Source organism: Enterobacter sp. KBR-315C3_2022, assembly GCF_041399425.1.
Classification (GTDB): domain Bacteria; phylum Pseudomonadota; class Gammaproteobacteria; order Enterobacterales; family Enterobacteriaceae; genus Enterobacter.
Map to the genome: position 1 here is coordinate 95,157 of NZ_JBGKEB010000013.1, position 12,914 is coordinate 108,070.

Here is a 12,914-nt window from a genome sequence, read left to right on the forward strand (position 1 = left end):
AGAATTGTTTCATCGCGTTACCAGAGTCGGGCCAATAAAAAAGCGCAAGATTTTGCAAGTGCGCCGCAAACCGGTGAAAGCCGCATCGGGCAAACCGCGTCACACTCCGCTTTTCGCGGTAGGAAAAGAGAGAAACCATGAACGCATTATTATACGGGCTGGTCGTGATCATCTGGGGAACGACGTGGATTGCCATTTTTCTTCAGCAGGGGCCGGTTGCCGCGCCCGTATCGATATTCTGGCGCTTCGCCGTGGCCTGCACCACGATGATGATCGTGCTGATTGCGCTTAAGCGCCTGCGCCGCCTGGCGCTGAAGGACCATCTGTTCTGCCTTCTTCAGGGATGCTGCGTGTTCTGCTTCAACTTCTGGTGTTTTTACGCCGCGGCGACGCACATCAACACCGGGCTGGAGTCGGTCATTTTCTCGATGGCGGTGCTGTACAACGCGATTAACAGCTTTATTTTCTTCGGCCAGCGGCCTCCGGCACGATTCTGGACGGCAGCGGCGCTGGGCCTGATCGGCATCATTACCCTCTTCTGGGACGATCTGCTGGCGAGCGGCTGGAGCGCCTCCCTGCTGACGGGCATTGGCCTTTCCGCGCTCGGCACCTACGGGTTCTCGCTCGGCAACATGATCAGCATGCGCCACCAGCGCAATGGCCTTGAGACGATGACCACCAACGCCTGGGCGATGCTCTACGGCACGCTGGTGATGGGGATGATTGCGGTGGTGAGAGGCGATAGCTTTATGCCGGAATGGACCGTGAGCTACGTCGGCGCGCTGCTCTACCTGGCGATCTTTGGCTCGGTGATTGCCTTCGGCGCGTACTTTACGCTGGTCGGGCGCATCGGCCCCGGCAAAGCGGCCTACAGCACCCTGCTGTTCCCGCTGGTGGCCCTGTCAATTTCAACGGTCTACGAAGGATACGTGTGGCACATGAACGGGATCGTCGGGCTGCTGCTGATTCTGGGCGGGAATATGGTGATGTTCACGAAGCCGGAGACCTGGTTCAGGCGCTTGCGCGCGGCGTAAAAAAATGGCCTGCGCGGAGCAGGCCCGTTTTCTTATTTTGCCGTTTTATGCACGTCAAACATGGTGGCATCCGTCGCCATGTCATCAACAACCTGCTTCAGCGTTGAGAACGCCATCGGCGTATTTTCGTTGCTCAGCTCTTTGCCTTCGCCTTTACGCACGACCCGCATGACCGGCTTATTGGTCGCGGCGTCGATTAACTCACCTTCAAAGAACAGATGAGTATCCATGGTGCGGTGGCCGGTCGCCATCTGCGTACCCGCTACGACCAGCGCGACGGGGATCACTTCGTAGAACTGCAGCCCCTCTTTCTGAGCGCTCACGGCAGTAATGGCACCGCGGAAAATCAGGCTATGCTTGCCCGGCGTGGTCACAATCGGCTTGCGCTGGCCCACGGCGGCTTTCATTTTGGTATTGGTGTAGTTCAGCAGCTCGTCGAGCGTTTGTTTACCAATCTGCGTAGTCGGTTTTGGCGTCGGGTAATAGGTAATCGGCGTCCAGATAATGCTGTCATAATTGGCTTCGTTGTAGGAAGGATCGACCCAGCGCAGCGTCGGTTTGCCCGTCGCTGACGTCGTTTGCTGGAGGCCGGAATAATCTTTTAAGAAGCCTGAGTACTGATCGGGTTCGGCGACTTTCGACGCACAGCCCGCCAGCGCCAGCAGGCCTGAAAGCACTGCAACTTTAAAAAGTGTGTGAGTACGCATGATGAGATTCCAGTTTATACGCAAGTATGCAGTTGAAGTTATAGCAAAAATCAGGTGTGCGTGTTGTGGCAAAAAATGATGCAGATAGCACATATTGCGAAAAATCACCCGACGCCAGCACGCCGGGTAATTGGCGTTACTTATTGATATCCAACTGCCAGAAGAGATGCTTGCCAAACGGGTCGATCTCATAGCCCGTGACTTCCTTGCGCACCGGCTCAAAGATGGTGGAGTGCGCAATCATGACGGCAGGCATTTGGTCATGCATCATCTGCTGCGCCTCTTTGTAAAGCGCCACGCGCTTATCGCGATCGGTTATCGATTTCGCCTCCGCAATGAGCTTATCAAACGGCTTGTAGCACCATTTCGCCGAGTTCGAGCCGCCGTTCGCGGACGTACAGGTAAACAGTGGACCAAAGAAGTTATCCGGATCGCCCGTCGCCGTGGTCCAGCCCATCAGCGCGGCCTGATGCTCACCGCCCTTCACGCGCTTGAGGTATTCACCCCACTCATAGGTGACGACCCTGGCCTGCACGCCCACCTTCGCCCAGTCCGCCTGAATCATCTCCGCCATGCGCTTCGCGTTCGGGTTATACGGGCGCTGAACCGGCATCGCCCACAGGTCGATGCTCACGCCGTTGGCGAAACCGGCCTCCTTGAGCAGCGCCTTCGCTTTTTCGGGATCGTAGTCGTAATCCTTCAGCTCGCTATCGGCCCCCCAGACGCCCGGCGGCAGCAGGTTTTTTGCCGCGGTGCCCGTGCCGTGGAACACGGCGTCGATAATGGCCGGCTTGTTAATCGCCATGGCCAGCGCCTGGCGAACCTTGACGTTATCCAGCGGCGGCTTCTGGGTATTGAATGCCAGGAAACCGGTATTCAACCCCGCCTTGCTCATCAGGTTGATATCCTTATTCGCCTTCATGCGCGGTAAATCCGCCGGGTTGGGGAACGGCATCACCTGACACTCGTTTTTCTCAACTTTCGCGAAGCGCACCGAGGCGTCCGGCGTGATGGTAAACACCAGGCGGTCCAGCTTCGATTTCCCCTGCCAATAGTCAGGGAACGCGGTAAACAGAATGCGGGAATCTTTCTGGTACTGCGCCAGCCTGAACGGCCCGGTGCCGATAGGATCCATATCCACCTTCTCCGGCGTGCCTGCTTTAAGCATCGCGTCGGCATATTCCGCTGAAAGAATCGAGGCGAAATACCACGCCAGGTCGGCCACGAACGGCGCTTCCGGATGCGCCAGCGTAAAGCGCACGGTGTGGTCGTCCACTTTATCAATCGCCGTAATCAGGCTGCCGAACTCCAGGCTTTCAAAGTTGGAGTAGCTGCCGTTAGAGACGTTGTGGTACGGGTGATTGACGTCCTTCTGGCGCATAAACGAAAAGATCACGTCGTCCGCGTTGAAATCGCGGCTGGGGGTGAAGGATTTGTTGCTCTGGAACTTAACGCCCTGGCGCAGATGGAAGGTGTAGACCTTGCCGTCGTCGCTGATGTCCCAGCGCTCGGCGAGGCTCGGCACCAGCTCGGTCGTTCCGGGCTTGAAGTCGACCAGGCGGTTATAGACCGGAACGGCGCTGGCATCCACGCTGGTGCCGGAGGTATAAAGCTGAGGATTGAAGTTTTCCGGCGATCCTTCGGAACAATAGACCAGCGTTTTTGCCGCAACGGTAGAACTGACCGTCAGCGCCGCAAGCGCCAGCGTTAAGGTTGTGCGTTTGCATTTCATATTTTATTCCTGTCTTTTTATTCGACGGCTAATTAATTCTTTTGCCATTTCATAAATAACATTAAAGTGATTATGCAAACACCTGAAAAACAAAAAGAGAAGGATTCACTATGGCTTCCCCGCTCTCCAGACAATTAACGCACCGTTTCTTTCGCTATCTCGCCATCACCAGCCAGAGCGACGCGAAGGTTAAAACGCTCCCCTCCACGCCGGGCCAGTACGACATGGCCCGCGAGCTGGCGGAGGAGCTGCAGCAGCTGGGTTTAGACGATATCGTCATCGACGAATTTGCCACGGTAACGGCGGTAAAAAAGGGCAATGTTCCCGGCGCGCCGCGCGTCGGTTTTATTACCCATATTGATACGGTTGACGTCGGCCTTTCACCGGATATTCATCCACAAATATTAACGTTTACCGGTGAAGACCTCTGCCTGAATAAAGAGAAAGACGTCTGGCTGCGCGTCAATGAGCACCCGGAAATTCTGGCTTATCCTAATGAAGAGATTATTTTCAGCGACGGAACCAGCGTATTAGGCGCAGATAATAAATCCGCCGTCACCGTGGTGATGACGGTACTGGAAAACCTGACGGCGGAACACCGGCACGGCGATATTGTGGTGGCGTTTGTGCCCGATGAAGAGATAGGGCTGTGCGGCGCAAAAGCGCTGGACCTGGCGCGCTTCGACGTTGACTTCGCCTGGACCATCGACTGCTGTGAGCTGGGAGAAATCGTGTATGAGAACTTCAACGCGGCCGCGGCAGAAATCCGCTTTACCGGCGTAACGGCGCACCCGATGTCCGCCAAAGGCGTGCTGGTGAACCCGCTACTGATGGCAACCGATTTTATGAGCCACTTTGACCGCCAGCAAACCCCGGAGTGCACCGAAGGCCGCGAGGGCTACATCTGGTTTAACGGCATTCAGGCCGGGCAAAACGACGCGCTGCTGAAGGCCAATATTCGCGACTTTGACAAAGACGGCTTTGCCGCCCGCAAGCAGCAGATCGCCGACGTTGCTTACCTGATTGCTGCCCAGCACCCCACGGCAAGCGTGGAATACCGCATTGAGGACACCTACAGCAACATCAGCAACGCCATCGGCGAGGACCGCCGCGCCATCGATTTGATGTTCGAGGCGATGGAATCACTCGGCATCACGCCGAAGCCGACGCCTATGCGCGGCGGAACCGACGGCGCAGCGCTGTCTGCCAAAGGGTTGCTCACCCCGAACTTTTTCACCGGCGCACATAACTTCCACTCGAAGTTTGAGTTTTTACCGCTGTCGTCGTTCGAGGCGTCTTACAAGACCGCCCTTCAGCTCTGCCTGCTGGCCGCCCGTTAGGCGGGCTTGCGCGCCAGCATGGTGGCGAAACGCAGCTTGATGCGGTTGCCGTTGGCGTCGGTGCGGTGCAGCTCACCGACCTCTTCGTTGTACTTAAGCAGCTCCCAGCCTTCATAGTAGCGGCTCAGCTCGCCGGCCTTGAAGGCAAACGGGAAGCCCACGGTGCACGGGTAATCGTCGGTATCCATTGCCGCGACGATCAGGTTATGCCCGCCAGGCTTCGTGCAGCGCTGCATGTTGGCGATAAGACCAGGGATGGTTTTCGCCTCCAGGAACATCAGCACCACGGTGGAGAGAATAAAATCGTACTCCCCGTCAAAGCTCAGGCCGTTAAGATCCTTAACCGCCGTCTGCAGGTTCGTTATCCCTTCTTCTGCCCTGATGCGCTCGATGTTGTCGATGCTCATCGGGTTCTTGTCCCACGCGGTCACGTCATAGCCGTTGGCGGCCAGATAAAGGCTGTTGCGGCCGTTGCCGCAGCCCAGGTCGAGCGTTTTGCCCGGCTTAACGATCCCTGCGCTGTAGACCACCTCGGAGTGGGTGCGGGTCAGGCCATATTTCTCGGTGAAGTAGCTGTCATCAGCGGTCATTGTTTTTTCCTCAGATTGCATAAGCAGTGCCTTATCAGCGCGCACCAGAAGTTTGCCCTGCATCAGCAAGATAAATGTACGGACCAGCAGCACCGCAATGATGATGTTGGTAAAAATAAACAGCGGGATGGCGATGGCGTGAAAAAAGCCCGACGGGCTGCTTTGCCCGAGATGAAGCCCGGTAGTGGCCAGCGCCGAGACGCCGAACGAGAAGCTCCAGAACGAGGCGTTGAACGGCTGCGATAGATACCAGGGCATCAGGCGGAGCATAAACAGCAGCTGCAGCAGGCCGTAGCCGAACAGCATTTTAGCAAAGGTATCCGCCTCGCCGCCGTTAACGCTAAACCAGGCGCTGCAGGCCACCAGCGCGGGCGCGAGCTGTATCCCCAGCGAGGTTCTCATTGCCCCGGGCAGCTCTCCGGCGCTGCGCAGCCTTTGCAAAATTACCGGTTCGAGGCTGAGCCAGGAAAAGATCCCCGCGCCCAAAAAGACCAGACCGGCATCATGAATGCCCAGCGCGCCGCAGGCCATGGCGCTGATGAAGTTGTTCGCCACCGTGGGCAGATAAAGCCCCGGCGTGGTCGCCTCCTGCGGATGTTTTCCGCGCCACAGCCCTGCGCTTTGCCAGGCGGCGTAGCACAGCTGCACGACGACGCCTGCGCTAAACAGGACAAGCGAAACCGGACGGCACCACGGCACAAAGCCGATGGAAACCAGCATCGTCGTCGCGGGGAAAAGGCTGACAAAGCTGCTCATCACCGGGTGGCGCATCTCCGCCAGCACGCTGTAAGGAAAGCGAACCGCGCGCGTGACAAACGCGACCGTCAACAACAACCAGATCGCCACCGCGAGGGCAACCAGGCTCTCCCCCGGCCAGCGCGTCACGGGCCAGATTGTGCTGGCATAGCGCCAGGCAAAGCCCATGCCGATAATCCCCAGCACCATGCCGAAATAGCCTGCGGGCAGGTTCAAAACCCGCTGAGTGTCGTTCGATTTATGCATTTATTTTAAAATATAAAATGTATTTTAAATGCCATTTTAAGGGGTTTCCTCACCGGACGCCAGCACTTCGACATGCGGAAACTTTGCTACGTTTAGTGAAGGCGTTTAACGAGAATAGACCATGAAAAAATACCGTCTAAGTGATGAAACCCGCCTGTGGTACGAACAAAACGGCGATGAAAAACGTGCGGTCGTCCTGCGCCAGCTGATTGCCACGGCGGATTTTAACGACGTTGCGTGCGGGACGAAAGGCGGCTGGGTCGAAGATGCGAGCGCCCTCGCAGAGGATGGAGACTGCTGGATCTACGATGAAAACAGCGTGGTTTACGCGGGCGCCCGCGTGTCCGGCAACGCGCGCCTCACCCAGCCCTGCGTGGTCAGCCATCAGGCTGAGATTAGCGGTAACAGCTGGCTGGATGCTGCTCAGGTCAGTCACGGCGCCAGAATAAGTGACAACGTCACCATCCAGGCTTCTAGCGTGCGCGGAGAATGCCATATTTACGGAGATGCGCGCATTCTGCACAACAGCATGATTGTCGCGGCCAAAGGGCTAACGCCGGATCGCGAGCAGATCCTGAAAATCTATGACAGAGCGACGGTGAGCCAGTCGCGGATTGTGCATCAGGCGCAGATCTATGGCAATGCGATGGTGAATTATGCTTTTGTCGAGCACCGCGCCGAGGTATTCGACAACGCCATTCTGGAGGGCAACGAGCTTAATAACGTCTGGGTATGCGACTGCGCGAAAGTGTACGGCAGCGCGCGCCTGATTGCCGGTTTAGAAGACGATGCCATCCCCACCCTGCGCTACAGCTCGCAGGTGGCGGAAAACGCCGTCGTTGAGGGAAACTGCGTCATCAAGCATCACGTGCTGATTGGCGGCCAGGCGTGGCTGCGCGGCGGGCCGATTCTGATTGACGATAAGGTGGTGATCCAGGGGCGGGCGCGCATCAGCGGTGATGTGCTGATCGAACATCGGGTTGAGGTAACGGACAACGCGGTGATTGAGGCATTCGCCGGGGAGCACGTGCATCTGCGCGGCGAAAAGGTGGTGAACGGCGACGAGCGTATCACCCGCACGCCGCTGCTCGGGGCGCTATAGCACTCTGGCTATGCCGGGTGGTTGCTGCGCCTTACCCGGCCACCTCTGGGCGCATTTGTAGGCCGGGTAAGCGCAGCCGCCACCCGGCACAATCCCACACCCGTTAACGCATGATCCGGTCGTCAACGTATTGACGTTTGTCCGGCGCGGGCGGGAAATACTGGTACAGCCAGGTTTCGCTGATCGCATCCCCCTGACAGCGCAGGAACATGCGCATGTCTACCGGTTCGGTCGAATCGGACGTTGGATACCAGTCAAACAGAATGCGATAGCCGTCGAACGGTTCAACGTACAGGATTTCCACCTGCTTCGCCTCGCCGCTTGAGAGCGTGATCACCGGCTCAATGCCTTTCGGCGCCGCCGCCTTCAAATCGCCGCCGACAAAATCAATGGCAAAGCGTCGCGCCCACACTTTCGGGTAATTTTCCCCCGGCGCCCAGCCTTCCGGGAACCCGCCCATGCCGGTGCGCGTGGCGTAGACGTTCGCCAGCGGCGAGCGAACCGGAGGCTGCGCGCTCCAGTAAAGACGGTATTTGAAGTCCAGCTCGTCGCCCGCCTTGATCCGTTTATCCGGCTGCCAGAAGCACACTACGTTATCCAGCGTCTCACCGGTGGTCGGGATCTCCATCAGCCCTACCGCGCCTTTTCCCCAGTTGTTACGCGGCTCCACCCACAGGCTTGGGCGCTTGTTGTACCAGCCCATAATGTCCTGATAGTGGGAAAAATCGCGGTCAAGCTGAAGCAGGCCGAAGCCCTTCGGATCCTTATCCATGTAGGCGTTGAACTGCAGCTTCTGCGGATTGTTCAGCGGACGGCAGATCCACTCCCCGTTGCCGCGCCACATCGCCAGGCGGTCGGAGTCATGGATCTGCGGATGAATGGTGTCACACATGCGGCGTTCGTTGTTGCCGCAGCTGAACATGCTGGTCATTGGCGCAATGCCCAGCTGCTTAATGTCCTTGCGGGCGTAGAGATGGTTTTCCACCTCCATGATCACCTGGCTCTTCTCGCAGTGGATCACAAACTTATAGGCGCCGGTGATGCTTGGGCTATCCAGAAGCGTATAAACGGTGAAGGTGGTATCGCCAGGCTTGACGGTTTCAAACCAGAACGCGGTAAAGTCCGGGAACTCTTCCGGCGTGTCGGTGAAGGTATCAATCGCCAGGCCGCGAGCGGACAGGCCGTACTGATAGGTATCGTCCACGGCGCGGAAATAGCTCGCGCCGAGGAAAGAGACGATATCGCGGCGCGCCAGCTCAGGCGCTTTAAAGGCGCGGAAGCCCGCAAAACCGAGATCGCTTTGACCTTCCAGCTGTTTGGTATCAACGCCCGTCTCGCCGTAGCTGAACAGCTCCGGGCGGAAGTGGATCTCACGCGCCTGGGACGTTGACGAGTCCAGCGAGAACATGCGCACGCGGCGGCGGAACCCCATTCCCATATGGAAGAACTGCACGTCAAGCTGACGGCCTTCAACGTTATTCCACAGCGACTGCTTCTCGTCATAACGTATGGCGTTATACGCCTGCGGCGTCATGGTGGCCAGCGTATCCGGCAGCGGACGCGGCGCACCGCCCCATGGGGTTTTCGCCAGGTCGTGCGCCATGGATTGCAGGACGGAGAAGTCAAAGCGACGGCTTTGCCCGTCGGCGATGTCGGAGTCAGCAGCGTATGCCGCCTGGGAAAACAGCGAAGACAGGCCAGAGGTGCCGCTCAGGGCAGCCATTGCCAGGGAGCCTTTTAGAAAACGTCTGCGATTCATGCCTGTGAAAACGTCCTTATGGTCGTGTGAATGTGCTTCGCGCGCGGCGAAATGACGGCAAGAAAGAACGCACAGCCTAAACAAAAACGGTTAAAAATCCAATTGTTGGCCGGTGAATATCTGAGCAAAGTGAGAAATATTTTCTGTCGACCAGAACGGCCTGAAAGTGGTGTAAAAACCCGTATGGTTGTGTAAAGAGGCCCGGTCGCGCCGGGCTTCAAACGTTACCGATAGCTCTTTAGCTGAGCGGGTAACAAAGCGGGCATTGCTAGTGTTCTTCCTTCCTCGTCGCAAAATTCGACAAGGTAGCCCAGTGTCGGGGTTTCGAAAACCATAACAATCGTACCTAAAGCCCCCTTTACCAGCCCTTCATCCGGTAGATCCTCGTTTAAAACCACAACGTCTAATTCGGCTCTTTTCATTTTTTTTTTTCTCATTTAACGAACAGGGTTGTCAGGCGAGGCACTAGCGCATCTGTTTCATACATCCATCCTGTACGCACGATCGCTGTTTCACCGTTGATGCCTAAAATCGGCATATCGACAGCCATTGTTTGACCATAATTATTTGCCTGCAGCACTTTCGCTGGAGCTGATAATACGCCTTCCTGAATTCTTGCTGCTAAAACATCTGCATTAGTCGGGTTGTATCCCAGCGCTGACTCAAATACCCTGGCTTTGTGTCCCCCAGCAGGATGTGTTGAATCTAAAGCATAGGTCGCGAGTTTTTTCGGATCGATAACGGCATGTTCTGCGTTCACTAACGTACCGTTCTCAGTTGTGAAGCCCCTTTCATATGGACGGTCAAAAGCGGGGATTTTAGTGAGATTTGATATCTCATCGATTTCACTTACAGGGTTTAACCTGCCCATTGTCAAACCTGCAACAGCGGAGGCCCCCGCAATGATTAGCCCTTTGTTGTTCATGACTTGCTCGTAACCCGCTGGAGCCTCCCCGCCAAGCTGCTGGGCGGTTTTTTGAAACCCCTCAATATTACCGTTATACACACCGCCGACCGCAAGCAGACGACCAACGGCTTTACTGTTCAATGTTTTTGTACCGTAAGAATCGTGGTTTATACGCTGTGTAGAGGCAGGCTTACGTCCCTGACGGTCGGCAATTGCGTGTCGGTAAGCGCTGATAATTTCTTCCTCAAACCAGGAGTGCCATGACGAGGAGGTAGGCGTAAAAATCAGGTCCCCGTTATCATCGATGTAAAACGGGTTCCGGTTGCTGCTCCAGCGTCTGGACGTATCCACACCAACAAGCCAGCCAATTTGCAGCTCCCGCTCTACCTCATCGTATATAGGATCTGCATAGCCAGGATTTTTTCGTACATAGGGTTGCTCATGTGGTGACGAGCAGTATTTTTCTTTTGGGAGTCCAAAAGCGAGACTGAACCCGTTCGCCTCATAAGAGAGGTCGTAATGTATAGATGCTTCTTTTAATGAGCCAGCTGGTGTGAGTATGTACTGGAAGTCGGTGGGGTCTACCCTACGGGCTAAATCATCCGAACGGTATAGTCGAAACATGCGGAGTCCTTTTCCTTTAGATTCATAGGGATTCTCCGCACTGACAAATTTAAAATCAATCAATTAAGGTGATGTAAAAAAAAATGCCCCGGCTGGACATCCACAGCCGGGGCAAAACGAGGTGGTTATTTTACGCTGACATCGATACCCGGGAAGTACTTATCAGCGAGCTTCGCTATCGTGCCGTCGGCACGGACTTTATCTATCGCGGCATCAAGCTGCTTTTTGGTGGCGTCGTCACCCTTGCGCAGCCCGAAGCCGATCCCGCTGCCGAGGATGGTGTCGTCCGACACCGGTTTGCCGATGAAGCCAAACCCTTTCCCCTGCGGCTTGCTGAGGAAACCGGCCTGCCCGGCCGCGGACATCACCAGCGAGGCGTCGATGCGGCCGTTCAGAAGGTCACCCCACGCCATATTCTGATCTTTATAAGACACCACGGTGACACCCTGCTTTTCCCAGTGCTCTTTAGCGTAGGTTTCCTGAATCGATCCCTGCAGTACGCCGATCGTTTTGCCCATCAGGCCTTCCGGCGTTGCCTCAACCGCCGTGCCGGCTTTCCCCACCAGCTGGGACGGAATGCGGTAGATAGGCTGCGTAAAATCGATGCTCTTGCGGCGCTGATCGGTAATGTTCATCGCGGAATTGATCGCATCGAATTTTTTCGCCACCAGCCCCGGAATCAGGGCGTCGAACGAGGTTTCAACCCAGCTGCACTTTAGCGCCGCGGCTTTGCAGATGGCGTTGCCCAGCTCCACGTCGAACCCTTCCAGCTCACCGGAGGCATTGCGGCTCTCGAACGGCGGATACTCCGCTTCCAGGCCGTAGCGCAGCTCGGTGGCCGCAAACGACGAGAACGAACACAGCAGACCGATGCCAACAGCTAACGCGCGTAATTTCATCTCAAACTCCTCAGCGTGGTTTAACCCGACACAGGGCCTGGGCACCTGCCCGTAACGTCGCCTCGTCTTTGGCAAACGAAAGGCGAATCAATTTGTTATCCGTCCCGTCGGCGTAAAACGCAGACAGCGGAATGGTCGCAACGCCGCACTCGGTAATTAGGCGCTTCACCATCTCGCTGTCGCTCTCATCGCTGAAACGGCTGTAGTCCGCCAGCAGGAAGAACGATCCGGCGCTCGGCAGCAGCGTAAACGGCGAGTCGGCCAGCAGGCTTTGCAGCAGATCGCGCTTGCGCTGATAAAACGCCGCCAGCGACAGCCAGGTCTGCGGGTCGGTCATGTGCTCGGCAAAGGCGTGCTGCATGGGAGTATCGGCAGAAAACATCAAAAATTGATGCACCTTGCAGATTTCGTCCATCAGCTCAGCGGGCGCAACGCAGTAGCCGACCCGCCATCCGGTCACGTGATAGGTTTTGCCAAACGACGAAATAATGACGCTGCGCTCCGCCAGCTGCGGGTGCGTCGCCATGCCGTGGTGCGGCTCGCCGTCAAACACCACGTGCTCGTACACTTCGTCAGACAAAATAATGATATCGGTATTGCGGGTCAGCGCCGCCAGCTGCTCGAGATCGTTCGCAGAAAATACCTGACCGCTCGGGTTATGCGGCGTGTTGACGATGATCATCCGCGTGCGCGGGGTGATCGCGGCGCGCACTTCGTCCCAGTTCACCGCAAAGTCCGGCACCGTCAGCTTAATGGCGACGGGCGTCGCCCCCTGCAGCCGCACGATCGGTGCATAGCTGTCGAATGAGGGTTCGAAATAAATTACCTCATCGCCCGGATGCACCAGCCCGCTGATGGCGGAATAAAGCCCCTCGCTGGCGCTGGCGGTTATCAACACTTCGCTGGCGGGATCGTAGCGCGTCCCGTACAGCGCGTCGATTTTCTCCGCGATACGCTCCCTGAGCGGCTGAAGGCCGGTCATCGCGGCGTACTGGTTATGCCCTCCCTCCATGGCGCGCGTCACCCCGGCGACCAGCTTAGGATCGCAGGAAAAATTGGGTGCGCCCTGAGAAAGGTTAATGGCGTTATGCTGCGCAGAAAGCTGGCCGATAACGGTGAAAATAGTGGTGCCCACGTCGGGCAATTTTGAACGGGTTTGCACCGGAGTTCGTAATGTCATCCTCTGTCCCTTCTCATGGCTAATGCATAACTATTCAA

At 56.7% G+C, this 12,914-nt stretch carries 10 protein-coding genes and 2 pseudogenes; 3 read left to right on the plus strand and 9 right to left on the minus strand.

From position 1 onward, the window contains the following. The first annotated feature begins 137 nt into the window (after positions 1 to 137). The gene (locus AB8804_RS15060; protein WP_371187500.1) at positions 138 to 1,034 is read left to right on the plus strand and encodes a DMT family transporter; all 897 of its coding nucleotides are present in this window, start codon (positions 138 to 140) and stop codon (positions 1,032 to 1,034) included. Between the two features lie 32 nt (positions 1,035 to 1,066). On the opposite strand, the gene AB8804_RS15065 is transcribed toward AB8804_RS15060, so the two are convergent. Both AB8804_RS15065 and AB8804_RS15070 read right to left on the minus strand, forming a co-directional pair. After that, positions 1,067 to 1,741, minus strand: coding sequence for a DUF3313 domain-containing protein (locus AB8804_RS15065; RefSeq protein ID WP_371187502.1), 675 nt, complete (start codon positions 1,739 to 1,741; stop codon positions 1,067 to 1,069). A 136-nt stretch (positions 1,742 to 1,877) separates the two neighbouring features. Next, entirely contained in the window at positions 1,878 to 3,473 is a 1,596-nt protein-coding gene (locus AB8804_RS15070; RefSeq protein ID WP_371187504.1) for an ABC transporter substrate-binding protein, read from the minus strand. Positions 3,474 to 3,583: 110 nt separating this feature from the next. On the opposite strand from AB8804_RS15070, the gene pepT reads away from it, so the two are divergent. After that, a complete protein-coding gene (pepT, locus tag AB8804_RS15075) occupies positions 3,584 to 4,813 on the plus strand; it encodes a peptidase T (protein WP_371187506.1) in 1,230 nt (409 codons plus the stop codon). Here pepT and tehB read toward each other — a convergent pair. Together tehB and tehA are read right to left on the minus strand one after the other, a co-directional pair. Next, a complete protein-coding gene (tehB, locus tag AB8804_RS15080) occupies positions 4,810 to 5,424 on the minus strand; it encodes a tellurite resistance methyltransferase TehB (RefSeq protein ID WP_371187588.1) in 615 nt (204 codons plus the stop codon). The genes pepT and tehB overlap by 4 nt on opposite strands. Then, positions 5,407 to 6,405 (minus strand): annotated as a pseudogene (gene tehA, locus AB8804_RS15085) (dicarboxylate transporter/tellurite-resistance protein TehA); the annotation flags it as partial. The gene tehB and the pseudogene tehA, both read right to left, overlap by 18 nt. A 121-nt stretch (positions 6,406 to 6,526) precedes the next feature. Here tehA and ydcK point away from each other — a divergent pair. After that, positions 6,527 to 7,507, plus strand: coding sequence for a YdcK family protein (gene ydcK / locus AB8804_RS15090; RefSeq protein ID WP_371187508.1), 981 nt, complete (start codon positions 6,527 to 6,529; stop codon positions 7,505 to 7,507). Between the two features lie 103 nt (positions 7,508 to 7,610). Here ydcK and AB8804_RS15095 read toward each other — a convergent pair whose 3' ends face one another. The 5 genes and pseudogenes from AB8804_RS15095 to AB8804_RS15115 all read right to left on the minus strand — a co-directional run bounded on the left by AB8804_RS15095 (position 7,611) and on the right by AB8804_RS15115 (position 12,876). Next, complete coding sequence (locus AB8804_RS15095) at positions 7,611 to 9,266, minus strand: glucan biosynthesis protein D (protein ID WP_371187510.1); 1,656 nt, start codon at positions 9,264 to 9,266, stop codon at positions 7,611 to 7,613. A 230-nt stretch (positions 9,267 to 9,496) separates the two neighbouring features. Then, positions 9,497 to 9,688, minus strand: a pseudogene (locus AB8804_RS15100) (DUF4926 domain-containing protein); the annotation flags it as partial. An 11-nt stretch (positions 9,689 to 9,699) separates the two neighbouring features. Beyond that, entirely contained in the window at positions 9,700 to 10,797 is a 1,098-nt protein-coding gene (locus AB8804_RS15105) for a DUF6883 domain-containing protein (protein WP_371187512.1), read from the minus strand. Between the two features lie 125 nt (positions 10,798 to 10,922). Beyond that, on the minus strand, positions 10,923 to 11,696 hold the full coding sequence (locus AB8804_RS15110; RefSeq protein ID WP_371187514.1) for a transporter substrate-binding domain-containing protein: 774 nt from the start codon (positions 11,694 to 11,696) through the stop codon (positions 10,923 to 10,925). Positions 11,697 to 11,706: 10 nt separating this feature from the next. Next, entirely contained in the window at positions 11,707 to 12,876 is a 1,170-nt protein-coding gene (locus tag AB8804_RS15115) for a pyridoxal phosphate-dependent aminotransferase (RefSeq protein WP_371187516.1), read from the minus strand. Positions 12,877 to 12,914 lie beyond the last annotated feature (38 nt).

What these genes read in the sequence shown, in the direction of transcription:
- AB8804_RS15060 (WP_371187500.1), top strand. Translation starts at nt 138, where the DNA reads ATGAACGCATTATTATACGGGCTGGTCGTGATCATCTGGGGAACGACG.
- AB8804_RS15065 (WP_371187502.1), bottom strand. Translation starts at nt 1,741, where the DNA reads ATGCGTACTCACACACTTTTTAAAGTTGCAGTGCTTTCAGGCCTGCTG.
- AB8804_RS15070 (WP_371187504.1), bottom strand. Translation starts at nt 3,473, where the DNA reads ATGAAATGCAAACGCACAACCTTAACGCTGGCGCTTGCGGCGCTGACG.
- pepT (WP_371187506.1), top strand. Translation starts at nt 3,584, where the DNA reads ATGGCTTCCCCGCTCTCCAGACAATTAACGCACCGTTTCTTTCGCTAT.
- tehB (WP_371187588.1), bottom strand. Translation starts at nt 5,424, where the DNA reads ATGCAATCTGAGGAAAAAACAATGACCGCTGATGACAGCTACTTCACC.
- ydcK (WP_371187508.1), top strand. Translation starts at nt 6,527, where the DNA reads ATGAAAAAATACCGTCTAAGTGATGAAACCCGCCTGTGGTACGAACAA.
- AB8804_RS15095 (WP_371187510.1), bottom strand. Translation starts at nt 9,266, where the DNA reads ATGAATCGCAGACGTTTTCTAAAAGGCTCCCTGGCAATGGCTGCCCTG.
- AB8804_RS15105 (WP_371187512.1), bottom strand. Translation starts at nt 10,797, where the DNA reads ATGTTTCGACTATACCGTTCGGATGATTTAGCCCGTAGGGTAGACCCC.
- AB8804_RS15110 (WP_371187514.1), bottom strand. Translation starts at nt 11,696, where the DNA reads ATGAAATTACGCGCGTTAGCTGTTGGCATCGGTCTGCTGTGTTCGTTC.
- AB8804_RS15115 (WP_371187516.1), bottom strand. Translation starts at nt 12,876, where the DNA reads ATGACATTACGAACTCCGGTGCAAACCCGTTCAAAATTGCCCGACGTG.